Origin of the sequence: Micromonospora sp. CV4, from assembly GCF_003667455.1 — a bacterium.
GTDB lineage: Bacteria > Actinomycetota > Actinomycetes > Mycobacteriales > Micromonosporaceae > Micromonospora.
The window spans coordinates 23379-46926 of the sequence record NZ_RCVI01000284.1; the positions used below are offsets into that span (position 1 = coordinate 23379).

The 23548-nt window shown below is 71.7% G+C and carries 16 protein-coding genes and 1 pseudogene; 14 read left to right on the plus strand and 3 right to left on the minus strand.

What is annotated here, in order from left to right:
- Window positions 1-28: 28 nt before the first annotated feature.
- The 6 genes and pseudogenes from EAD98_RS18675 to EAD98_RS18700 all read left to right on the plus strand — a co-directional run bounded on the left by EAD98_RS18675 (window position 29) and on the right by EAD98_RS18700 (window position 5696).
- Window positions 29-301, plus strand: a complete 273-nt coding sequence (locus tag EAD98_RS18675; RefSeq protein ID WP_121655344.1) for a helix-turn-helix domain-containing protein — start codon at window positions 29-31, stop codon at window positions 299-301.
- Window positions 301-1572 (plus strand): site-specific integrase, encoded by a 1272-nt coding sequence (locus EAD98_RS18680; protein ID WP_233583880.1) that lies wholly within the window; start codon window positions 301-303, stop codon window positions 1570-1572. The genes EAD98_RS18675 and EAD98_RS18680 overlap by 1 nt, the downstream gene beginning before the upstream one ends.
- 351 nt (window positions 1573-1923) lie before the next feature.
- The gene (locus EAD98_RS18685) at window positions 1924-2727 is read left to right on the plus strand and encodes an HAD family phosphatase (protein ID WP_121655345.1); all 804 of its coding nucleotides are present in this window, start codon (window positions 1924-1926) and stop codon (window positions 2725-2727) included.
- A gap of 183 nt (window positions 2728-2910) precedes the next feature.
- Entirely contained in the window at window positions 2911-3807 is an 897-nt protein-coding gene (locus tag EAD98_RS18690; protein WP_121655346.1) for a hypothetical protein, read from the plus strand.
- Window positions 3804-5169, plus strand: a pseudogene (locus EAD98_RS18695) (methyltransferase). Before EAD98_RS18690 ends, EAD98_RS18695 begins: the two are co-directional and overlap by 4 nt.
- On the plus strand, window positions 5064-5696 hold the full coding sequence (locus tag EAD98_RS18700; protein ID WP_121655347.1) for a TetR/AcrR family transcriptional regulator: 633 nt from the start codon (window positions 5064-5066) through the stop codon (window positions 5694-5696). The pseudogene EAD98_RS18695 and the gene EAD98_RS18700 overlap by 106 nt, the downstream one beginning before the upstream one ends.
- Before the next feature lie 7 nt (window positions 5697-5703).
- On the opposite strand, the gene EAD98_RS18705 is transcribed toward EAD98_RS18700, so the two are convergent.
- Window positions 5704-6450: an oxidoreductase gene (locus EAD98_RS18705; protein WP_121655348.1), complete on the minus strand. Its 747-nt coding sequence runs from the start codon at window positions 6448-6450 to the stop codon at window positions 5704-5706.
- Window positions 6451-6833: 383 nt separating this feature from the next.
- Here EAD98_RS18705 and acs point away from each other — a divergent pair, with 383 nt between their 5' ends.
- The 7 genes from acs to EAD98_RS18740 all read left to right on the plus strand — a co-directional run bounded on the left by acs (window position 6834) and on the right by EAD98_RS18740 (window position 18839).
- On the plus strand, window positions 6834-8798 hold the full coding sequence (gene acs / locus EAD98_RS18710; protein ID WP_121655349.1) for an acetate--CoA ligase: 1965 nt from the start codon (window positions 6834-6836) through the stop codon (window positions 8796-8798).
- Window positions 8799-9066: 268 nt separating this feature from the next.
- On the plus strand, window positions 9067-11862 hold the full coding sequence (locus tag EAD98_RS18715; RefSeq protein ID WP_121655350.1) for an immune inhibitor A domain-containing protein: 2796 nt from the start codon (window positions 9067-9069) through the stop codon (window positions 11860-11862).
- 355 nt (window positions 11863-12217) lie between these two features.
- Complete coding sequence (locus EAD98_RS18720) at window positions 12218-14644, plus strand: immune inhibitor A domain-containing protein (protein WP_121655351.1); 2427 nt, start codon at window positions 12218-12220, stop codon at window positions 14642-14644.
- 98 nt (window positions 14645-14742) lie between these two features.
- Window positions 14743-15267 (plus strand): hypothetical protein, encoded by a 525-nt coding sequence (locus EAD98_RS31610; protein ID WP_233583881.1) that lies wholly within the window; start codon window positions 14743-14745, stop codon window positions 15265-15267.
- Between the two features lie 309 nt (window positions 15268-15576).
- A complete protein-coding gene (locus tag EAD98_RS18730; RefSeq protein WP_147457439.1) occupies window positions 15577-16311 on the plus strand; it encodes a helix-turn-helix domain-containing protein in 735 nt (244 codons plus the stop codon).
- Between the two features lie 115 nt (window positions 16312-16426).
- On the plus strand, window positions 16427-17767 hold the full coding sequence (locus EAD98_RS18735; RefSeq protein ID WP_199723462.1) for a vanadium-dependent haloperoxidase: 1341 nt from the start codon (window positions 16427-16429) through the stop codon (window positions 17765-17767).
- A gap of 139 nt (window positions 17768-17906) precedes the next feature.
- On the plus strand, window positions 17907-18839 hold the full coding sequence (locus EAD98_RS18740; protein ID WP_121655353.1) for an alpha/beta fold hydrolase: 933 nt from the start codon (window positions 17907-17909) through the stop codon (window positions 18837-18839).
- 4 nt (window positions 18840-18843) lie between these two features.
- Here the strand turns inward: EAD98_RS18740 and EAD98_RS18745 are convergent, their stop codons facing one another.
- Window positions 18844-19209 (minus strand): hypothetical protein, encoded by a 366-nt coding sequence (locus EAD98_RS18745; RefSeq protein WP_121655354.1) that lies wholly within the window; start codon window positions 19207-19209, stop codon window positions 18844-18846.
- Entirely contained in the window at window positions 19206-22148 is a 2943-nt protein-coding gene (locus EAD98_RS18750) for an SseB family protein (protein ID WP_121655366.1), read from the minus strand. Before EAD98_RS18750 ends, EAD98_RS18745 begins: the two co-directional genes overlap by 4 nt.
- Window positions 22149-22300: 152 nt before the next feature.
- Between EAD98_RS18750 and mycP the strand changes: the two genes are divergently transcribed.
- Complete coding sequence (gene mycP / locus EAD98_RS18755) at window positions 22301-23518, plus strand: type VII secretion-associated serine protease mycosin (protein WP_121655355.1); 1218 nt, start codon at window positions 22301-22303, stop codon at window positions 23516-23518.
- Window positions 23519-23548: the final 30 nt, after the last annotated feature.

Consider the following 23548-nt stretch of genomic DNA (forward strand, 5'->3'; position numbering starts at 1 on the left):
CCCGACAGACCTGAGGAGGTCGCCCGTTATGAGCACCACCGCCCGACCCAGCCCGGTTGTTCGGCTCGTCCCTCGCACCGGGGCGGTCGTCGTCGAGCCGGTCACCTACACCGTCCGGGAAGTCGCCAAGCTGCTCGGCATCTCGCTCGGAAGCACCTACGCCCTCGTCCGGGACGGCACGATCCCGGCGACCCGCCTCGGCGGTCGCTGGCTCATCCCTCGCGCCCGTTTTCATGCCTGGCTCGACGGCGTCACCGACCAACCCACCGCCACCGGCACCGAGCAAGGGCGGAGGTACTGATGGGCTTCGTTCGCAAGACTCCGGCTGGCACCTTCCGCGCCTGCTGGCGCGACCCTGCCGGTGGCCAGAAGTCCAAGAGCTTCCGCACGAAGCGGGAGGCCAATGCCTTCCTGACGGAGGTCGAGAGCGGCCTGAACCGGGGCACCTACGTCAACCCGCACGCCGGCCGTACCCGCTTCGGTGACTTCGCTCAGCAGTGGCTCGCCACCCGGGCCGTCGAGGCGCGTACGACCGAGCGCACTGTCTCGATGCTTCGCACGCACGTCCTGCCGAAGTGGGGTGACTGGCCGCTCGGGAAGGTCGACTTCATGTCGGTGCAGGAGTGGGTGACTGGCCTGGGCAGGGACCTCGCTCCCACCACCGTGGCCAAGTGCTACCAACTGCTGTCGATGATCCTCCGCACGGCGGTTCAGGCGCGGCTGATCGCCACCAACCCGGCCGAAGGGGTAAAGGTGCCGCGTGACCGGTCCCGCGACGTCAAGCCGGTCACCATCAGCCGGGAGGACTTCTTCGGCCGGCTGCTGCCTGCCGTCCCGCCTCGGCACCGGGCAATCGTCTCGGCCGCTGCCGGGGCCGGTCTGCGTTGGGGTGAGTGCGCCGGGCTGACGTGGTCCTCGGTCGACCTCGACCGGGCATTGCTGCGCGTGGTCCAGGTGGCCGAGGAGACGCACGGCGGGATCGTGCTGCGTCCGTACCCGAAGAGTCGCGCCGGAGTGCGGAACGTGCCGCTGCCGGGCTTCCTTCTGGCCGCGCTTCGCGAGCTGCACACCGATGCCGACGACCCGGACCCACGCACGCTCGTCTTCCGCGACCGGGTAGGGCGCCCACTACGCCGGTCGAACTTCCGCCGCCGGATCTGGCTGCCCTCGCTCGTCCGCGCGGGTCTGCTCGGCCAGGTCGCCAACACCGGGCCGCACCGGTACCGCGCGGTCTGGCCCGATCGGGAGGGCATCGAGTGGTCGGCCGAGTTCACCACCGAACGGGAGGCGGTCGCCTGCGTCGCGGCCAAGGCTGCCGGCGGGATGCGGTTCCACGATCTGCGGCACGCCTACGCCACCTGGCTGGTCACCGACGGCGTCCCGATCAACCTGGTGCAGCGGGTCATGGGCCACGAACAGGCGTCCACGACACTCAACCGGTACACCCACACCCCAGCCGACTACGCGGCCCGCGTCCTGGAGGCGTTCGACGGCTCTGCTGCCTCCCTGCTGCCTCCGGGCGAAAAAACACCATCCTTGGGCGGCCTGGACGGGCAGGAGGACGACCTGTGACCAGCGGTGGAGCGTTTCCAGCAGAAAGGGACGACCCCCGTCGGGGGGAGACGGGGGTCGTCGAAGGTTCGGCTCCGGGGGGGTCGAGCCGAACCACTCAGCGGTCACGGGGGGTGCAACCGCCGAGGGTCTGTCTGTTTTCCGAGATATGAAAGCTCGTCGTGCGGACAAGTCTGCCTGAGCGGGCCCGTCACGTCGAGTGGTGTCCACTCCACTCACTGCGAAAATCTCCTTGCGGAGTGTGAGCGTGATCACGCTGAGCGGAGGTGGTGGCGCCGGCCCGCAGGTCCGAGGGGTGGCCTGACCCCGGGCACCCGCCGACCATAGACCATCCGGCTAGACTTTCGCGCCGTGGGCCGAAGTGCCGCTTTCTTCGATCTGGACAAGACCGTCATCGCCAAGTCGAGCGCCCTGGCGTTCGGTCGGCCGTTCTACCGGGACGGGCTGATCACCCGGCGTGACGTGGTCAAGTCGGCGTACGCGCAGCTGATGTTCCGGCTGGGCGGCACCGACGAGCAGACCATGGCCCGAACACGGGACTATCTGGCCGCGCTCTGCAAGGGCTGGCCGGTGGAACAGGTGCGCCAGATCGTCGCGGAGACGCTCCACGAGCTGATCAACCCCTATGTGTACGCCGAGGCCGCCGCGCTGATCGTGGAGCACCAGGCGGCCGGTCGTGACGTGGTGCTGGTCTCGGCCTCGGGCGAGGAGATGGTCCGGCCAATCGGTGCACTGCTCGGGGTGACGGACGTGATCGCCACCCGGATGGCGGTGCGGGACGGCCGGTACAGCGGCGAGGTCGAGTTCTACGCGGCCGGCCCGAGCAAGGTCGAGGCGGTCAGCGAACTGGCCACCGCCCGCGGCTACGACCTGGCCGACTCGTACGCCTACTCCGACTCGTACAGCGATCGGCCGCTGCTGGAGTGCGTCGGCCACCCGAGTGTGGTCAACCCGGACCGGCAGCTGCGCAAGCTGGCCTCGGAGAACGCCTGGCCGGTGCTGGAGTTCCGGCACCCGATCCCGCTGGGTCGTCGGCTTCGGGAGCGGCCCGCCGTCCCGGTGGCCGCGGCTGCGCTGGGGGTCGGCGTGGGCGTGGCCATCGGCATCGCCTGGTACGGCCGGCACCGTCGGACCCGCGCCGCCGCCAGCGCCTGACCCGGCCGGGGTCGCACCAACCTTTCCCACAGGTCTCCGTTCGGGGTACCCGTCGCCGGGGCGACGGCACGTGCCGCCCATGCCACCAGCACCGTGCGCGCTCCTACTTGGACACCGGATTGAGCGGTCGCTCAAATAGCCGTATGCTCCGTTTGAGCGACTGCTCAACACGGGGAGGTTCGCATGACCCACGACGATGAACCGACGCCGGAACGGACGGATGCGCACTGGGTCCTGGCCGGTCTGATCACGCTCTTCGGGGTGGTCGTCTTCGTCGGGGTGGTCCGCCAGGGTCACGCCGACAGCGCCGTGCTCTTCGTGGCGCTCCCGGTGCTCCTGGCCGCCGCCCTCGCGCTCACCCCCCGCCGAACGGCCCACGGCAGGGTCTTCGCAGCCACCACGATGGCCCTGCTGGTGGCGGCGGTGGCGCTGCACGAGGGTGCGATCTGCGTACTCCTGGCTGCCCCGCTGGTCTACGCCGTGGCGCACGGCACCACCGCGCTGATCCGCGCGCTGAAGGACGCCAACCGGGCGTACGCGATCGTGGCCGTTCCACTGCTGCTCCTGCCCGGCCTGGAGGGCAGTGGCATCGCTCCCCGACTCGACCCGGAGCAGACGGTCGAGGTGGCCCGGGTCGTCGGGCTCCCCGTCGACCGGGTGGCCGAGCGCCTCGCCACCGGCCCCCGCCCGACCGCCGTCCGGTCGGTTCCGCTGCGCCTGCTGGGCGTGCCCACGCCCGGCCAGGTCAGTGGCGACGGGCTCGACCTCGGCGACCGGTGGATGTTCGGCTACCACGGCAGCGCACACGGCCCGGGCGGCCACCTGCTCGCCGAGGTGGAGAACGTCGCACCGGGACGGGTGGGCTTCCGTTTCGTCGAGGACAGCTCCATCACCGCGCGCTGGTTCACCTGGCGGCACGCGGAGCTGAGCTGGCGGGCGATCGATCCGGGGCACACCGAGGTCCGGGTTCGGGTCGACTACACACGGGGCCTGGACCCGTCCTGGTACTTCGGCCCGCTACAGCAGGTGCTGCTCGGTGCCGGGGTCGGGCACCTGCTCGACATGCTGGCGTTGGAGTGACGGCCGCCCGCTGGCTGAGCCTGGCGCTGCCGCTTCTCGCCGTGCTCGCCGTCGGCGCCCGGGAGCGGGACCGGTCCGGTCGGGCCGCGGGGCTGCTGGCGTTCCTGGCCGCCGCGATCGGCATCGCCGCGCTGCACGAGGTCGCCCGCCTGGCCGGCTGGTACGCCTTCGCGCCGGTCGACGGCGCGTACCGGGGAATGCCGGTGGACCTGTGGATCGGCTGGGCCGCCCTCTGGGGTCCGCTGCCGGTGCTGCTGCGCCGGGTGCTGCCGCTGCCCGTCGCGCTGGGTCTGCTGCTCTGGATCGACGCGGTGGCGATGCCGGCGCTGCACCCGCTGGTCCGCCTCGGCCCGCACTGGCTCGTCGGGGAGGTCGTCGGGCTGCTCGCGGTGGCCCTGCCCGCCCAACTGCTCGGGCGGTTCTGCGCCGACCGCCGGCACCTGGCCGCGCGGACGCTACTCCAGGTAGGAGTCTTCACCGCCCTGCTGCTCTGGTTCCTGCCCAGCCTGGCCTTCGAATTCGGCGACGGGTCGTGGGCCGGGCTGACCGGGCTGGGCCGCACCGGACTGCTGGTGGTGGCGCAGCTGGCCCTGCTGGCGGCCACGCCGGCGCTGGCCGCCGTCGCGGAGTTCGCCGTCCGGGGCGGCGGCACGCCGTACCCATGGGATCCGCCACGTCGACTGGTCACCACCGGCCCGTACGCCTACCTGGCCAACCCGATGCAGCTCACTGCCGTGGTGTTGCTGCTGTGCACCGCCGCCGTCACCCGGAGCGTCACCCTGGTCCTGGGCGGCGGTGTCGGCGGGGGCGTTCGGAGCGGCCGTGGCCGGGCCGCACGAACACCACGACCTGCGGATGCGGTACGGCGACTCGTGGCGGTCGTACCGGCGGCAGGTGCGCGACTGGTGGCCTCGCTGGCGGCCGTACTCCTCCGGGTCGCCCGCGGTGCTCTGGCTGGACGACGACTGCGGACCCTGCGCGGCCACCTGGCGGATGTTGGCCCGGCGGCATCCGGTCGGGCTGCGGATACGACCGGCCCGGGAACACGAACGCGTGCTGTGGCGGGCGGAGTACGTGGGCGGCGACGGTCACACGGAACGGGGGGTGGCCGCCGTCGCCCGCGCGCTCGAACACGTCCACCTCGGCTGGGCGGTGGTCGGCTGGACCCTACGGCTGCCCGGGGCCACCTGGCTGGCCCAACTGGTCACCGATGCGATGATCGCACCGCCGCACCCGGCCCGCCTGAGAGGAGAGTCATGTCCGACACCAAGCAGCGTCTCCTCGACGGCGCCATCGCCGCCATCCGCGAGCACGGCATCGCCGGTGTCTCCGCCCGCACCATCGCCGCCGCCGCCGGAGTGAACCAGGCCCTGGTCTTCTACCACTTCGGCACGGTCGACGACCTGCTCTCGGCGGCCTGCCGGGCCAGCACCGCCGAGCGGGTCGAGCACTGGTCGGCACGGTTGACCTCGGCCGGCTCGCTGCGCGACCTGCTCGCCGTCGGGCGGGCGCTGCACGAGGAGGAACGCCAGCTCGGCAACGTCACCTTCCTGGCCCAGATGCTGGCGGGGGCACAGGCGGACCAACGGATGGCCGCTCCCACGGCCGGGGCGCTCCAGCTCTGGGTGGACGAGATCGAGGCGGTGCTGCGGAGACTGCTCGCCGGGTCCCCGTTCGCCGAGGTCGCCGACGTGCCCGGCCTGGCCCGTGCCGTCTCGGCCGCGTTCATCGGGCTCGAACTCTACGACGGGGTGGACCCGGCGGGCGCCGACCAGGCGATGGCCGCGCTCGATCAGCTCGCGCTCCTCCTGGAGATCGTCGACGACCTCGGGCCGATCGCCCGCCGGGCGCTGCAAGCCAAGGTCAACCGGGCGACACGGCGGGACTGATCGCCGTTCAGGCGGCGGCGAGGATCTCGTCGCCGATGGTGGTGAGCTGGTCGGCGCCAACCTCCACGGCCGCCGTGTAGTGGCGCAGCCAGGACCGCAGCCCGTCCGGAGTGCCGGTGGCGAAGGCGCCGGCCGAGCCGACGTACTCGGGTTCCCGCTCGCGGTGACCGACGTCGACGGCGAGCAGGCCGCGCGGGTCGAGGCCGCTGGCGAGCAGCACCAGCCGCGCGGCACCGCGAGCCACCACGCCGGACGGGCCGGCGAACGGACGCAGGTTCAGCAGCTCGCCGTGGACCACGGCGGCGAGCACCAGCGGGGAGACCTTCGTGCCGCCGGCGACGAGCCCGGCCAGACCGTCCAGCCGGGCGGCGACCACCGGATCGGTCACCGGCCGGCCCAGCTCGCCCTCCGGCACCAGGTCCCGGGCCGCGAGCACGTGCAGCTTCGCGAGGGCCTGCCGGGGTGCTTTCGGCCAGAGCTCACTCAGCCCGGGCAGCGCCCCGGCGACCCGCAGCGCCCCCTGGAGCACCGGATCGGTGACCGTGCCGGCGCGGACCGCCTCGCGCTCGTGGACCACCCCTTCGAGGGCGGCGCTGGCCACCGCGGAGCGGAGGCTGACCTCGGCCGCGACCTGGCCGCCGTGGCGACGCAGCGCGCGGTGCCCGAGCGCCTGGTCGAACCGCTCGCGGGCCCGCTCGACGGCGGGAGCGATGTCGGCGAGCGCGAGCAGCGGTGCGAGCGGGTCGGTGGTCACCCCGCCACGCTAGCGACCCGCCCCGGCCGTCCGGGCCGCACCCGCCGCGGACGCGACCCGGGCCACCGACCCCGCCGACCCAGGAGGCCCGGCCGGCCGGCCGGCCGCGGACATGGTCAACACGAGATCGCCGATGTCGGGGCATCCCACCCGTCCGGATACCGCGATATCGCCGACCTCGTGTCGATCAAGCGCAGGCACCGCGACCAAAGGGCGGGCACCCCGACCAAGCGCAGGCACCGCGATCAGGGCAGCGGCGGCCGTCGGGCGCGCGGCGGGGGCCGCTCGGCGCGAGGGAGCGGGCAGCGGTCGCCTGCGGGAAGCCCCACGACTACCCTCGTGCCCAGCGAGACGCAGGTCACCCGAGGACGAGGAGTCACGGCATGAGCGAGGCATTGGCCAATCTGCTGAACGAGACGCGCCAGTTCCCCCCGCCGGCCGAGCTCGCCGCGCACGCCAACGTCACCGCCGACGCGTACGCCGAGGCCGCCGCCGACCCGCTCGCCTTCTGGGCGAAGCAGGCGGACCGGTTGGCCTGGTCGAAGAAGTGGGACGAGGTGCTCGACTGGTCGAACCCCCCGTTCGCCAAGTGGTTCGTCGGTGGGCAGCTCAACGTGGCGTACAACTGCCTGGACCGGCACGTCGAGGCGGGCCGGGGCGACAAGGTCGCCATCCACTGGGAGGGCGAGCCCGGCGACACCCGCACCATCACCTACGCCGAACTGCACGAGCTGACCTGCCGGGCGGCGAACGCGCTGACCGACCTGGGGGTCACCGCCGGCGACCGGGTGGCGATCTACCTGCCGATGATCCCGGAAGCGGCGGTCGCGATGCTGGCCTGCGCCCGGATCGGCGCCGCGCACAGCGTCGTCTTCGGCGGCTTCTCCGCCGACTCGCTGAGCAACCGCATCCAGGACGCCAGCGCCAAGGTGGTGATCACCGCGGACGGTGGTTACCGGCGGGGCAAGCCGTCGGCGCTGAAGCCGACCGTGGACGAGGCGGTGGCGAACTGCCCCTCCGTGGAGCACGTGCTGGTGGTCCGCCGCACTGGCGGGGAGGTGGCGTGGTCGGAGAAGGACCGCTGGTGGCACGAGACGGTGGAGACCGCGTCGGCCGAGCACACCGCCCAGCCGTTCGATGCCGAGCACCCGCTGTTCATCCTGTACACCAGCGGCACCACGGCACGGCCGAAGGGCATCCTGCACACCACGGGCGGCTACCTCACGCAGACGTCGTACACGACGCACGCGGTCTTCGACCTGAAGCCGGAGACGGACGTCTACTGGTGCACCGCCGACATCGGCTGGGTGACCGGCCACTCCTACATCGTGTACGGGCCGCTCTCCAACGGCGCGACCCAGGTGATGTACGAGGGCACCCCGGACACCCCGAACAAGGGCCGGTTCTGGGAGATCGTCGACAGGTACGGCGTGACGATCCTCTACACCGCTCCCACCCTGATCCGGACGATGATGAAGTGGGGCGACGACATCCCGGCCGGGTTCGACCTGTCTTCGCTGCGGCTGCTGGGCAGCGTCGGCGAGCCGATCAACCCGGAGGCGTGGATCTGGTACCGGCAGAACATCGGCCGGGGTGAGCTGCCGGTCGTGGACACCTGGTGGCAGACCGAGACGGGCGCCATCATGATCTCGCCGTTGCCCGGGGTGACCGCGGCCAAGCCGGGTTCGGCGATGACCCCGCTGCCGGGCATCGCGGCCGACGTGGTGGACGACCAGGGCCAGTCGGTGCCGAACGGCGGTGGCGGGTACCTGGTGCTGCGGGAGCCGTGGCCGTCGATGCTGCGCACCATCTGGGGTGACGACAACCGGTTCCTGGAGACCTACTGGAGCCGGTTCGAGGGCATGTACTTCGCGGGTGACGGGGCGAAGAAGGACGACGACGGGCACATCTGGCTGCTGGGCCGGGTGGACGACGTGATGCTGGTGTCCGGGCACAACATCTCCACCACGGAGGTGGAGTCGGCGCTGGTGTCGCACCCGTCGGTGGCCGAGGCGGCCGTGGTGGGCGCGACCGACCCGACGACCGGCCAGGCGATCGTCGCCTTCGCCATTCCGCGCGGCACCACCGACATCGCCGGTGCGGCGGGCGAGCAGCTGATCGCCGATCTGCGCAACCACGTGTCGAAGACGCTCGGCCCGATCGCCAAGCCGCGGCAGATCATGCTGGTGCCGGAGCTGCCGAAGACCCGTTCCGGCAAGATCATGCGCCGGCTGCTGCGCGACGTGGCGGAGAACCGGTCGCTCGGTGACGTGACCACCCTGCAGGACTCGTCGGTGATGGAGCTGATCTCCTCCGGGATGAGTGGCGCGAAGTCCGACGAGGACTGACGGCAGGCGTACACACCGGAGGGTGGCGGTCCGCGCGGACCGCCACCCTCCGTCATTTCTTACGGGTACGCCGCACGCCGCCCCACCAGCGTCACATCGGTCAGTCGGACGAGTCCGGAGAGGCTGAACGGACACACGCGGCGGGCCGCCTCTGTCCTTCGGGCGGATTGTGATTTAGGTTCACGCAGGTTGGGACAGTTCGACCGTCATCACATCGATGGTCGGACACCCCAACGTCCTCCTCCCCATGCCCGAGAAATGGAGCGGCATGAACCACAAACCGCAGTCCGGGACGCGACGACGACTACTCGTCGCGCTGCCCGCCATCGCCCTCGCGGCCACGTCACTGACCGTGACCGGCAGCGCGGCAGCCCAGACGTCGTCCGCCACCCCCCGGGCGGTGATCGGGGCCGACGAGCACTACATCAACTACGCCGAACCCGAGGTGCAGCCGGACACCACCGGCCGTGAGGTCAAGGGCAAGAGTGGCGTCTACACCCCTGCGGTCGAATCCGCGCGCGAGTTCGACCAGAAGCACGCCCGGGGCAACCCGGTGACCGCGCGGCAGCTGGCCAAGGACGAGGCCAGGTCGCTGAAGACGGGCCAGAACCCCCGCAAGTTCAAGAAGGCGCCGACCACCCAGACGGCGAAGCTGCTGACGCTGCTGGTGGAGTTCAACGACAAGGCCAACGACGACTTCACCGGCGTGATGGTCCCCAAGACGGTGTTCGAGGACCGCACCTGCGTCCCCGGCACCGTCCAGAACGGCCCGAAGCACAACAAGATCCCGGACCCGTCGAGACTGCCCCACGAGGACAACAACTCGATGTGGGTGCCGGACTTCTCGCCGTCGCACTACAACAAGATGCTCTACAGCAAGAAGGGCATCACCGAGCGGGTCCGCACCGACCTGCGGGGCCCGGACGGCAAGAAGGGCATCGACCTGTCCGGTCGCACGATGCACAACATGTACCTGGAGATGTCCAAGAACGCGTACACGGTGGACGGGCAGGCCAGCCCGTGGATCACCGTGCCGCACTCGGAGGGCTGGTACGCGGCCAACCGCTGCTTCCAGGACGAGACCGGCGCCTGGGTCCCCGGCCGTGAGCAGTCGATGAACGGCCACCCGGACAACCCGGCCGGCGCGGGCCGCCTGGCGACCGACGCGATCGACGCGCTCGTCGCGAAGGACCCGAACTTCCCCTGGGCCGACTACGACATCGAGGACCAGGCCGACCGGGACGGTGACGGCAACGTCTTCGAGCCGGACGGCGTCATCGACCACCTCGTGCTGGTGCACGCCGGTCAGGGCAAGTCCCGCGGTGGCGGCGCCGAGGGTGTGTACGCCGTGTGGGCGCACTCCTCCACGGTCGCCGGTGGTTACACCATCCCGGGCACCAACCTCAAGGCCTCGAACTACATCGTGCAGCCGGAGGACGCCGGTGTCGGCGTCTTCGCCCACGAGTTCGGCCACGACCTGGGCCTGCCGGACCTCTACGACACGTCCGGCAACGCCGACTCCGACGTGGACTTCTGGGACCTGATGGCCTCGGGCTCGCACTCGGGTGAGATCTTCCAGGCGCTGCCGACGCACATGGGCATCTGGGACAAGTGGGTGCTCGGCTGGGCCGACCCGCGGACCATCAGCCCGGGCTCGAACCCCCGCGAGGTGAAGCTCGGCCAGACGTCGCGCACCCCGATCGACTCCGAGGACGGCATCAAGGTCGACCTGCCGGACAAGGTGACGACGCTGGCCACGCCGCACAGCGGCACGAAGATGTGGCACAGCAACAACGACCAGGAGTGGGCCGACGTCAAGCTGAGCCGCTCGGTCGACGTGCCGGCGGCAGCCGACTCGAAGTTCTGGATGTGGAACAACTACATCATCGAGGAGGACTGGGACTACGGCTTCGTCGAGCTGTCGACGGACGGCGGCACGTCCTGGACCGAGCAGAAGGTGTACGACGAGGCCGGCAACGTGGTCACCACGCCCGACGGCTACCCGGACCCGAACGGTCGGATGAACGACTTCGGCGGCAAGAAGTACGGCCTGACCGGCAGCACGAACGGCTGGCGGCACGACTACGTCGACCTGTCGGCGTACGCCGGCACGACCGTGCAGCTGCGGTTGCGCCAGGCCACCGACGAGGCGTTCGAGGAGCGCAACTGGTTCGTCGACGACTTCTCGGTCACCGGCGGTGGCGCCACCACCTGGAGTGACGACGTCGAGGGCGGCGCCAACGGCTGGACGGCCACCGGCGGCACCTTCGTCGACACCACCGGCGGGGGCTGGAAGGTCTCCAGCGGCACCGAGGTCCACGCGCAGTTCTACCTGGCGGAGTGGCGCAACTTCGACGGCTTCGACAAGGGCCTGAAGTACGCCTACGACACGATCTACTCGCACGACGCGTGGAAGGTCGACCGGATCTCGTACAACGCTCCGGGCATGCTGGTGTGGTACCGGGACACCGCGCTCGGCGACGTCAACCACGTCACCGGGCAGATGACCGCGCTGCCCAGCTACGGCGCGAAGGGCGGGTTGCTCATCGTCGACTCGCACTTCGACCCGCTGCGTCGCACGGGCGAGGCGGCCGTGAAGGACCCGTCGGTGACGGACAACCTGCCCAGCCGTCCGCAGTCGGCCAACGCGGCCTTCTCGCTGAACAAGACGTACCCCTTCACGGAGTGCCTGGAGGCGGCGGACGAGCCGTACAGCGCGTACTGCACGAAGTTCAAGGCGCAGGCGCCGGTCAAGGCCTTCACCGATGCCAAGACCTGGTACCCGGGCATCGAGATGCGGGACGGTGCGGCGTACGCCCGGGACAACGACGCCTCGGTGGTGGTGCCGTCGCGGAACAACGCGCCGTACACCACCCGGGTGACCCACCCGGACGGCAGCCCGGCGCCGGAGTTCTACGGCGTCACCCTGGGCGGCGGCGCGATCGTGCTGGGCACCGGCAACCCCGGCGACCAGGGCGTGAACTACGGGGTTTCGCTCACCATCAAGAAGACGGCACGGGACAACTCGTCCGCCATGGTGTACGTCACCCCGGCGAGGAACTGACCGAGCGAGATGGTCGTGCGAATCGGTAACTGACGACAGCGGTGTCGGTGGGGCCGGTGGCGGAGACGCCGCCGGCCCCACTGTCGTACGCCCGATCACATTGATCGAAATGCGTCACTTGAATGGCCGTCGGCCGATCCATCCTGGTCAGCGGCGCTGATGAAGCGCAGGGGTGTGACGGTGAAAAGCATTCCCAACAAAATCTTGCAACAAATCGACGCGTGCATCTTCCCACCCGTCCCGGCAGTGTCTATGTTCACCATTGGTCCCACTAGTGGGATCGATCTGTCACCGGCCCGTACCCCCGTAGGGCCGGGTTCCCTCACACCGGAGGTACCACGTGCGCAAAGTCGCAGTGGGTCTGCTCGGGCTCTCACTGACGGCGACAGGCCTGGCTTTCGGCCCGTCCGCCTCGGCGGCGCCTCAGCCCAAACTGCCGGCAGCAGCTCCGTCCGCCGCCGAACCGCAGTCATTGAAGGACGAGCTCCCCGACAAGCTCGAGGACAAGCGTCGCGAGCTGCGTCAGCAGGGTCTCAGCGACGTGCTGAGCGGGCGTAGCAAGCCGATCGAGCGCAATGGCAGCACGGTCGTCAAGGTCGGCGAGACGAACGGCACGGGCACCAGCGCCCGCAGCTTCGCCGGCGCGAAGAAGTCCAAGGACCAGTACGTCGAGCTCAAGCGTGAGCAGACCGACAAGATCTTCGTGATCCTGGCCGAGTTCGGGAACCAGCGCCACCCGTCCTACCCGGACAAGGACATGAACTCGGACATCGCCGGGCCGACGACGTTCGAGGGGCCGCTGCACAACCAGATCCCCGAGCCCAACCGGGCCGTGGACAACTCCACCATCTGGCAGCCGGACTTCAGCCCGGCGCACTTCCGCCAGCTGTACTTCGGCACCAACCCCGGTGACGAGTCGCTGAAGCAGTACTACGAGGCGCAGTCCTCGGGCCGTTACACCGTCAACGGCATGGTCACCGACTGGGTGAAGGTGCCGTACAACGAGGCCCGCTACGGTCGTTCCGACGACCCGAAGGCCGATGCCGACCCGACGGGCGACCCCGCTGTCTGTGGCGACAACGTCTGCTCGAACACCTGGAACCTGATCGCCGACGCCGCCAACCAGTGGGTCGCCGACCAGAAGGCCAAGGGCCGGACGGACGCGCAGATCGCCGAGGAGATGCGGTCCTACGACCAGTGGGACCGGTTCGACTTCGACGGCGACGGCGACTTCAACGAGTCGGACGGCTACATCGACCACTTCCAGATCGTCCACTCCGGCGGCGACCAGGCCGACGGTGACCCGCACCAGGGTGAGGACGCCATCTGGAGCCACCGCTGGTCGGCCTTCAACAGCTCGCCGGTCGGTCCGCCGAACTTCCCGATCGGTGGCACCCAGATCGGCAACACCGGCGTCTGGATCCGCGACTACACGATCCAGCCGGAAAACGGTGGCCGGAGCGTCTTCTACCACGAGTACGGCCACGACCTGGGCCTGCCGGACGACTACGGACCGGCGGACAACAGCAACGAGCACTGGACCCTGATGGCCCAGAGCCGGCTCGGCGCCAAGAACGACGTCGGGATCGGCGACCGTGGTGGCGACCTGGGTGCGTGGAACAAGCTCCAGCTCGGCTGGCTCGACTACGAGGTGATCGTGGCCGGGCAGAAGCGCACGCTGGACCTCGGGCCGCAGGAGTACAACTCGGCCAAGGCGCAGGCCGCGGTGGTGGTGCTGCCCCAGCGGGAGTACACCTTCAACTACGGCGCACCGTTCGAAGGCTCGAAGCAGTACTTCTCGGGTAACGACGACGACCTCAACCGTTCCATGACGAGGACGTTCGACCTCACCGGCAAGTCGTCCGCCGCGATGTCCCTCAAGGGCAAGTACGCCATCGAGGAGGGGTACGACTACCTCTACTTCGAGGGGTCCACCGACGGCGGGCAGACCTGGGTCGACCTGGACGGCACCGTCAACGGCGAGTCCATCGGCGTCGACGGCGCCGGGCGACCGGCCCTCGACGGCAGCAGCAACGGCGCGTGGGCGGACATCAACATCCCGCTGAACGCGCTCGCCGGCAAGGTCGCGCAGGTTCGCCTGCACTACGTCACCGACGGTGGCGTCTCCGAGGGTGGTTTCTTCGGTGACGCGATCAAGGTGACGGCCGACGGCCAGACGGTGCTCAGCGACGGTGCCGAGACGGACGCCGGCTGGGCGCTGGGCGGCTGGGAGGTCGTTGGCGCGACCTACACCCGCCTGTTCGACAACTACTACATCGCGGGCAACCGCTCGTACGTCTCGTACGACAAGTACCTGAAGACCGGCCCGTACTTCTTCGGCTACGCGAACACCCGCCCGGACTGGGTGGACCACTACGCGTACCAGGAGGGTCTGCTCATCTCGTACTGGAACACCCGCTGGAACGACAACAACACGGCCCCGGCGTCGCCGTCCAACCCGGGTGGTCACCCGGGTGAGGGCCGCAACCTGTACATCGACGCGCACCCGCGCCCGATCTACAACCTGACCGGCGCGCCGTGGCGTGCACGGGTCCAGATGTACGACGCACCGTTCAGCCTCAACAAGGCCGACTCGTTCACGCTGCACCTCAACAGCCAGCCGCAGTACATCCGTGGCCAGGCTGCGGAGCCGCTGTTCGACGACACCAAGAAGTACTTCTACGAGGAGCTGCCGAACCACGGCGTCAAGCTCCCCGCAGCCGGTGTCAAGATCAAGGTTCTGGAGCAGGACGGCACCTCGATGAAGGTCCGCTTCAACTGATCCCGCACCACCAAGCGACGCCCGGGCAGGTCACCTGCCCGGGCGTCGCCCTTTTGCTGGCATCGACGGAGGAACCAGGTGACCTGCCGGAACGTCCCATGACCGTGCCCCTTCCGTCACGCGCCACCCTGCCGGCGGCCGGCCTCGCCGCTCTCCTCCTGCTGCCCCTGACCGCCTGCGCCGGAGCGGAAGAGGGCAGCCCGACCGCCGCGACCTCGGCCAGCGGCACCCCGACCAGCGCCGCGACGTCGACCAGCACCGCACCGACCACCCGCGGCGGGTCCACGCCGGCGGTCCCGGCGTCGCCGGTGCCCCCGTCCGGCCGCTTCACCGCACCGCCCCTGTCACGCACCGTCCCGCCGTCTCTCGGCACCCCGCCGAAGCCTCCGAAGCCGACAGGGCCGAGCGACCTCCTGCCCACCAACCTGGTCGCCGGCCACGTCACGCGGGGCGGTTCAGGCCCCTGCTACGGGTTCGTCTCGGAGGACGGCGTCGAATACGCCCTGCACGGAGCCGACGCCGGCACCCTCGCCGAGGGAAGTTTCGTCACCCTGCGAATCAGCGCTCGATCGGTCCGGATGAACTGCGGGCCGGGCGTTCCCGCGAGCATCGTCCCGCGCTGACGCGACCACTCGAACCCTGACTCTCGGTATCAAGCTGGACACGCCATGCACACCGGCTCCCCGCGCGTCAACGGCGATACGGCCTCTTGACGAGGCAGCAGCAGTCCAGCCACGATCGTCGATGTCCGAAGGTGGACGGACGCCCTGCGCCGACCGCACCGCAGACCGGCCTGCCGGCCGCCGCCTCGGCAACGTCCACGGGGGTGGTCAGGCTTGTCAGGTGGAATCTGGTCGGAGACCGACAGCAGCGGCACGGACCCGCTCTGGGGGGTGCATTCCTCTCCGCTCGACACCGCCACGGTGTCGGCCATGGAGCTGCGACTGATGCTCGCCGCCGGTCAGCGGGAACTGGTCCGCGCCCAACACCGACTGATCGACCAGTACGCCCAGTTGGAGCGGCTGGAGGAGCATCGACGTTCGACCGCCCACGGCCCGGACGACATCGTCCGGGACTGGACGGAGTTCACGCGGCTCGCCGGCCGGTTGACCGCCGAGGCGCCGGACGACTGCCGGTTGCTGCACGGGATGCCGCCGGAGCCGACGAGCGCGGGCCCGGAGCTGGCCTTGGACGGATGGCACCGGACAATCCTCGATCGGCGGCTCCTCGAACTGCCCGGTGGCCTCGGCCACGCAGACGGCGCCGCCCGCCCCGGGCGCCAGATCAGGGTGGTCGCCGCCGCACCCACCTCGATGGTGATCTCCGAGGAGGTGGCCGTCATCGCGCCCGGCGGCACCGCACGGTCGGCTGGTTGGGTGCTGCGCGCACCGGTGCTGGTGGGCCTGGCCGCCCACTACTTCGACAGTCTCTGGCGACAGGCCCAGCCCCTGGGCACCGCCTCGGCGACGTCCGGGGAGGCGCCGTCGAACGTGCAGTTGCAGATCCTCCGGCTGGCCGCCCAGGGGGCCAAGGACGACGCCATCGCGCGCAGCCTGGGCCGCAGCCCCCGATGGGTGCGGCGGCATTTCGAGCTACTGGCCGAGCGGCTCGGCGCCTCGAACCGGATGACCCTCGGCATCGCCGCCGCCCGCCGCGGCTGGATCTGACCTTGCAACTTGCGGAACGCTACCGCTTCGCCCTTCTCCGTGACCGCCCCGGGCCCAGATGATCGACGTTGGCCGATAGAGATCCTATGGCCCACGCACGGGGAGAGGGACCACATTGAACAAGAGAACACGGCTGGGGCGAGCCATCGCGGTGCTCGCAGCGGTTGTCGTCGGCGGCGGGGTCGTCACTCCCACGCCCGCCAGCGCCATCCCCCCGGATTTCGACCACGTCGTCTACTGGAACGACGTGCTGCTGGACGCGTTCCGCACCAGCAACGGGCCGCCCACCACCCTGTCCCGGGCCGGCGCCATGATGCACCTGGCGATGTACGACACCTCGGTCTCGCTGGGCAGGAGCGGAACGCCCTACCTCGCGAGGGTGTCCCCGATTCCCAACTTCAGCTACGACCGGGACACCAACCTCGACATCGCCGCCCACAACGTCCTCCGCGCGGTCTTCCCCGCCCAGAGCGCCTACTTCACCACGAAGTACAACGAGGCCCGGCAGGCCGATCCACCCATCGGCGAACCAGGGCCCGAGGGCTGGAGCCGCAGCGTCGGCGAGACGGCCGCCCAGAACATCATCAACGCCCGCGCGAACGACCGCTCCGCCAACAACGCCGGCTACACCGCCAGCGACGCCGCCGGGCAGTGGCGCCCGACCGGATCCGGTGCCGCGGTCGGCCCCAACTGGGGCAACGTGACGCCGTTCGCGCTCACCTCCGGCTCGCAGTTCCGCCCGCCGCTGCCGGGTGGCTTCAGCACCGTGTCTGCAATGCTGACCAGCAGCGCGTACGCCGCCCAGGTCAACGAGGTGAAGCGACTCGGCTCCGCCACCGCGCCGGCGACCGACCGCAACGCCGACCAGACGAAGCTCGCCTTCTTCTGGGCCAACGACGTCAGCGGCACCTACAAGCCCCCGGGTCAGCTCTTCGAGCACACCCAGATCGTGGCGAGCCAGCGGACCACCGACACGCCCCGGCTCTTCGCCCTCGTCGCGATGGCCATGGCCGACGCCGCCATCGCCGCCTGGGACGCCAAGTACAACACCAGCATCGACCTGTGGCGACCCGAGTCGGCGATCGCCGAGCCGCAGAGTGACGGCAACTCCGCCACGGTGCCCAACCCCGCTTGGCGCCCGCTCTCCGTCGACCGGAACGGCACCCGGTTCTCCCCGCCGTTCCCGGCGTACGTCTCCGGCCACGCCACCTTCGCCGGCGCGTGGGCCGGCGTCATGAAGCGGTACTACGGCACCGACGCCGTCGGTTTCGTGGCGACCACCGAGGACCCGAACGCGGCGGGCGTCACGCGTTCGTTCAGCAGCTTCAGCGCCGCGGCGACCGAGAACGCCCGCAGCCGGGTCTTCCTGGGCGTGCACTACCAGTGGGACGCCGACGCCGGGTTGAGCACCGGTGACGCGGTGGCCAACCGGGTGTTCAGCACGTACCTGCGCTAGGCCCCGTCCAGGGTCCGGGTCGGCGGTCGGGAGACCGCTGGCCCGGACCCTCGTGTCGGTAGGGGACAACCCGGGCTTCTCCCTGTTCAACGCGACCACCAGGGCCGGTGGGGACGACCGGGGTCCTAGGCTGTCTGCCATGACCGACCAGCGCGGCGGAGCCGTCGACGAGTCCTGTGTCCTCACCGAGGGGCCGTGGACGCACCGCTTCGTCGGCGCCAACGGCACCCGATTCCACGTGGTCGAGGCCGGCACCGGGCCGATGGTGCTGTTCCTGCACGGCTTCCCCGAGCACTGGTGGGCGTGGCACCGGATGCTGCCGGCGGTCGCCGACGCCGGTTTCCGCGCGGTCGCGGTGGACCTGCGCGGCTACGGCGCCAGCGACAAGCCACCCCGGGGGTACGACGGATACACCCTCGCCGCCGACATGGCCGGGCTGATCCGCGCGCTCGGCGAACGGTCGGCGACCCTGGTCGGCAGCGGCGTCGGCGGCATGGTCGCCTGGACGGTGGCCTCGTTCCACCCGTCGCTGGTCCGCCGGCTGGTGGTGCTCGGCGCACCACACCCGCTGCGGCTGCGCGCCGCCATCTTCGCCGACCCACGCGGCCAGTTCGCCGCCTCCACCCCGGCGCTGAAGTTCCAACTCCCCCGCTACGAGCACGTGCTGACCCGGGACGGCGCGGCGGGCGTGGCGGAGATCCTGCACCGTTGGGGCGGGCCACGCTGGGTGGGCGGGCCGGACTTCGAGGCGTACGCCGAGCGGTGCCGGGAGGCGATGCGCATCCCCCAGGCCGCGTTCTGCGCGCTGGAGGGGTACCGCTGGGCCTTCCGCTCACTGCTGCGGCTGCACGGCTACCGGTTCGTCCGCCTGATGCAGAAGCCGCTGGTCACTCCCACGCTCCAACTGCACGGCGCGTTGGATGTCGCCGCCCTGCCGCGTACGGCCCTGGGCTCCGGTCGGTACGTCGTCGCACCGTACGAGTGGCGGCTGCTCGACGGGGTCGGGCACTTTCCGCACCTGGAGGCGCCGGAGCTGGTGCTCGGCGAGATCCTGCGCTGGGCCAAGTCCTGACCGGTCAGAGCCGCTGCTCCCGCAGGTCGGTGACCTCGGCCGCCGGCGCCCAGCCCTGATAGACGCCGAAGTCGAACACCTCCAGGCGCATCGCCTCGGCCACCGGCCAGCGGCCACCGGTGTACTCCACCCGCAGCCAGGCGTCGTGCTCACCGAGCACGATGAACGGCTGCCCCTGCCAGGTGCAGGTGGTCCGCACGTACGCCAGGTCGTCGACGTCGCTCGCCGGCAGCACCCGCACGTACCGGCCGGCGCGGACCTCCTCGAAGCCCTCACCCGGCTCCGGCTGGTAGAGCCGGATGTCGTCGCCGTCCGGACTGGCCTGGTATTCCCGGCCCTGCCAACGGGCCACGTAGCCGTCCCGCATCACGCCTCACCGGCCCGTCGCCACACCAGCGCGTCCGTGTCGAGCACCGCGACCACCCGTTCGGAGCCGTCCGCGCCGATCCGCCAGAGTTGCGCGCCGTGCGGCAGCCGCGCGCTGTCCACCTTGAACTCCGCCACCACGTCGCTGCTCTCGCCCGGCGCGAAGCCGTTACCCCGGAACGGCGGGCGTTCGATGACCCAGCCCTCCATCGCCCGCATCGCCGGCTCGTTCTGACCCCCGTACGGAATCCGGTAGAGACTCGGCCGGTGCGCCGGCCAGCGCAGCACGTAGATCTCCTCGGCGTCCCGGGCGAACGGCGAACCCGGGTAGCTGAGGCCCAGCGCGTCGTACAACTGAGCCGGCGTGGTCAGGTGCGCCAACTCGCCGGCCCGGTGCACGAAGCCGGAGACCCGGTCGTACCCCCGATCCAGGTAGTACGCCAGCTGGCTGGGCGCGATCGCCTTCTGCATCACGGTCGGTCGGGCCGGGTCGACCGCCGCCGGCGCGTACCGGGGGCGGGCCGCGGGTTCCGCCGCGACCGGCGGCTCCTCCGCGTCCACCTCCAGATCGTCGCCGAGCCCCACCTCCGCGGCCCAGTTGGCCAGCGCGACGATCTGCTCGCCGGGCAGCTTCGCGCCGACCGGGGTGCCCGGGTTGACGGCGAACGACCAGTCCTCGTCCGGCCAGCGCCGGATCAGTTGGGCGAACTTCACGCGGACGATGTCGACATCGCCCTCGGCGTGGTCGGCCAGACGCTCCGGCGACGTGTAGACCACCACGTACGTCTCGCCGTCCAACTGCGCCGTACGCCAGACGAAGCCCGGGTCACCCGGGCGGCTGCCGCGCACCGAGTCGGGTGCCGCCGGCAGCAGCACCCGGGCCAGCAGCAGGGTGGACAGGAAGGTGTCCGTGCTGCCGGCGCCGGCGGCGGCCAGCAGGTCCTCCTCGACCGTGTTGGCGGGCAGGAACTCGACCGGCGCCGTGCCCTCGGCCGGACCGTGCTGCTCGTCGCCGGCCGGGACGCCGCGCTGCCCCGGGTCGTCGGAGTCGGGCCACGTCGGCTCGGCGCCGCCGTCCGCCGGAGGTCGCGGCGGTTGGCTGTCGAGGCCCGGGCCAACCCCCTCGCCGTTGACGGCAGCGCCGGGGCCTGTTCCGTTCACGCCGGCCGGTGTTCCGCCGAGGTCCGCGCGGTCCGACCCGTCCGGGCGGACACCGACGAGGTCGTCGGCGCGCACACCACCCAGCGCCGCGTCCACCGGACCACCGCCGCCCGAACCGGCCTCCGCCGGGCCGAACGGACGCGGAGCCGACGGCGCCGGGCCGTACGGCCGCGGGCCGAACGACGGCGGGCTGGACGACGGCGGGCTGAACGACGGCGGGGCGACGGGCCCGGGGCCGGAGGGCGGTGGGCCGAACGACGGGGCAGCGGGAGAGTCCGGGGCCGACCGCTCGGCCGCACCCGGGACGCTGCTCGCCCCGGCCGGGTCGGTGAGGTCGCGGGACTCGATGATGGTGCCCTCGATGACGATGGGCGTGAAACCGCGGCGCGGCGCGGGCGGGCCGGAGACCGGTTCCGCGATGGACGCCGGCAGCTCCTCCGCCGGCTCGAACCGGCCCGGATCGCCCGGCCGGCCGCGCGGGATCGCCTGCGTCTCCTCCGCGGAGGGAGTGGACCGCCCGGCCCGGTCCAGCGGCGGCTCGCCGGTGGCCCGACCGGGCGACCGGAAGGCACGGGTGGGCTCCCCGGCGAGCGGGGCAGGCCGGCGGGGCGGCAGGGGCTGCGTGTCCTCGTCGTCCGGTGTCGGTGCTCGTACTCCTCTGGGCGCGCCCAGGTCACCGGCCGGCGACCGCAGCGGCCGGGTGGCGTCCGGATCCGGCATCGGAAAGGCCGCGGTCGCGCCATCGCCGGACGGTGCGTCGGCGGGACGGCGGCGCGGAAAGGGTTGGCTGCCCCGCCCGAACCGGGACGGCGGCGTCGCGCGGTCGCCGGATCGGCCCCCGCCCGAGGTCGGACCGACCAGCCGGTCCCGGTCGGTCGCAGGTTCGAAGAAGGAGCGCGCGCCGACCTGGGCACTGCCGTTGCCGACGGCCGGGCCGTCGATGTCGGCACCCGGCCGACTCGCGGGCGGCCAGGCCGGGCCGGGCGCCGGCTGGGAGGCCGGGACGACACCGGGATGGTCGGCTGGCTTCAACGGCGCGAACCGGGACGCGGCGGGCCGGCTCGTGGGCACGGACTCGGCGCCCGGACCACCCGGTCGGGGTGGCCCGGTCGGGTACCGCTGGCCGGCGGCGGGCAGGTCCTCTCCACCGGTTCGCCGCGACAGCTCACCGGGGCCGGGCGCACGGGACGATGTGCCGGGCGCCGTCGGAGCGCCCACCCGGGGCACCGCGCCCCGCGTCGGCGCCGGCCGCCCGGGCGGGGTCGCCACCGGCTCGGACCCGGACGATGTGGACCCCGTGGCGGCGGGGACGTCGCGGCCGGTCGCGCCGGTCCTGGACCGGGCAAGGGTCTCCGCGCGCTCCAGTCGGGCCCGCGCACCCATGGCGCGACCGGGCAGCCGGACGTCACCCCGAGAGAGCTGGGCGACGAACCAGGCCGGCAGGTATCCCTCGACGGGCAGCCCCGGGTTGACCGCGAGCCACCACTCGTGGTTGGGCCAGCCGACCGCCAGGTCGGTGAACGGGATGCGCCGGTTGCTGCCGGAGTGCTCGCCGAGGCAGGTCCGCAACGCGGCAGCGGAGGTGAAGGCCAGCACGTGGGTCCGGCCGCCGGTGGTCCAGGTGCCCCAGCCGGGGGACGCCTGACCGGGCACTGCTGGCGCGGAGACCGGCAACAGCAGATCGGTGCGGGACAGGAGCCGGAAGTACAACTCCTGGTCGTTGGCGCGCAGCGCGTCCCGCATCGCCACCTCGGCCTCCGTGGCCGGCTCCCATTCGGTCACGGCCACCTCTCCTTCCGAGAACAGGCCACAGGTATCGCGTACAACCTACAAGGTGGTATCAAGATCACAATGGCTGGCCGTCGGCGGTCTGCCTGGGCGGCGGTGAGGCGATAACATCCCGTCCCGGAGCCGACACCATACGGAGGCCGTCGATGTCCCGGTCGATCGCGCGCCCGGTCCTGGCGGGGCTGACGGCCACCCTGCTGATCGGCGCGGCCGCCCCGGCCGTCGCCGCCGGTGCCGCGCGCCGGGCGGCTCCGGCCTGCACGACCGCACTCGCTCCCGCGCGGCCGGTCACGACCGCGCCCTGGCCGCAGCAGCGGTACGACCCCGCACGGCTCGCGCCGCTGGCCACCGGCACCGGGGTGACGGTGGCGGTGGTCGACTCCGGGGTCGACCGGGTGCACCCCCAACTGGCCGGGCGGGTGCTGACCGGCACCGACCTCCTCGACCCCGGCGGGGACGGTCGCCGGGACTGCGCCGGTCACGGCACCGGCGTGGCGAGCATCATCGCGGCAGCACCCCGGCCCGGTGTCGCCTTCCACGGCCTGGCGCCGGGCGCCCGGATCCTGCCGGTGCGGGTGAGTGAGCAGCAGGTGGTGCAGGGGCGGGAGTCGGGGCGTACGGTCAGCGCCCGCGAGTTCGCCCGGGCCATCCGCTGGGCCGTGGACCACGACGCCGACGTGGTGAACCTCTCCGTGGTGCTGTACGCCGACGACCCGGAGGTCCGCTCCGCCGTGCGGTACGCGGTCGACCGGGACGTGGTGCTGGTGGCCGCCGCCGGCAACCTGCACGACAACGGAAACCCGCGCCCGTTCCCCGCCGCGTACGACGGGGTGCTCGGGGTGGGTGCGATCGGGGCGGACGGCGGGCGGGCGACCTTCTCGCAGACCGGCCCCTACGTCGACCTGGTGGCGCCGGGCAGCGAGGTGCTGACCGCCGCCCCCGGTCAGGGCCACCACCGGGTCGAGGGCACCAGTTACGCGGCGCCGTTCGTGGCCGCCACCGCGGCCCTGCTGCGGCAGTACCGGCCCGAGCTGACCGCCGCCCAGGTGGCGGAGCGGATCGTCGCCACCACCGATCCGGCGCCCGGTGCGGGCGGCGGGTACGGAACCGGTGTGCTGAACCCGTACCGGGCGGTCACCGAGACCGGTGGTGGGCGACCGGCCGGAAACCGGGTGGTCGCCGCGCTCGCCGACGACCGGGCCGATCCGGCGCTGGTCGCGCGTCAGGCCCGTCGGGCGACGGCCCGGGACCGGGCCCTGCTGGTCGGGACGGTGATCGGCACAGCCGCGATCACGGTGGCGCTGCTCGCCCTGGTGCTGCCCCGAGCGGCCCGCCGACGCTGGCGGCCCGCCGACCCGGACTGACCCTGGCACCCGGCTGCCGCGTTCCCCGCC

Excerpts from the sequence above, each read along its gene's own strand:
- EAD98_RS18675 (WP_121655344.1), top strand. The coding sequence starts at position 29 with ATGAGCACCACCGCCCGACCCAGCCCGGTTGTTCGGCTCGTCCCTCGC.
- EAD98_RS18680 (WP_233583880.1), top strand. The coding sequence starts at position 301 with ATGGGCTTCGTTCGCAAGACTCCGGCTGGCACCTTCCGCGCCTGCTGG.
- EAD98_RS18690 (WP_121655346.1), top strand. The coding sequence starts at position 2,911 with ATGACCCACGACGATGAACCGACGCCGGAACGGACGGATGCGCACTGG.
- EAD98_RS18700 (WP_121655347.1), top strand. The coding sequence starts at position 5,064 with ATGTCCGACACCAAGCAGCGTCTCCTCGACGGCGCCATCGCCGCCATC.
- acs (WP_121655349.1), top strand. The coding sequence starts at position 6,834 with ATGAGCGAGGCATTGGCCAATCTGCTGAACGAGACGCGCCAGTTCCCC.
- EAD98_RS18715 (WP_121655350.1), top strand. The coding sequence starts at position 9,067 with ATGAACCACAAACCGCAGTCCGGGACGCGACGACGACTACTCGTCGCG.
- EAD98_RS31610 (WP_233583881.1), top strand. The coding sequence starts at position 14,743 with ATGACCGTGCCCCTTCCGTCACGCGCCACCCTGCCGGCGGCCGGCCTC.
- EAD98_RS18730 (WP_147457439.1), top strand. The coding sequence starts at position 15,577 with ATGGAGCTGCGACTGATGCTCGCCGCCGGTCAGCGGGAACTGGTCCGC.
- EAD98_RS18740 (WP_121655353.1), top strand. The coding sequence starts at position 17,907 with ATGACCGACCAGCGCGGCGGAGCCGTCGACGAGTCCTGTGTCCTCACC.
- mycP (WP_121655355.1), top strand. The coding sequence starts at position 22,301 with ATGTCCCGGTCGATCGCGCGCCCGGTCCTGGCGGGGCTGACGGCCACC.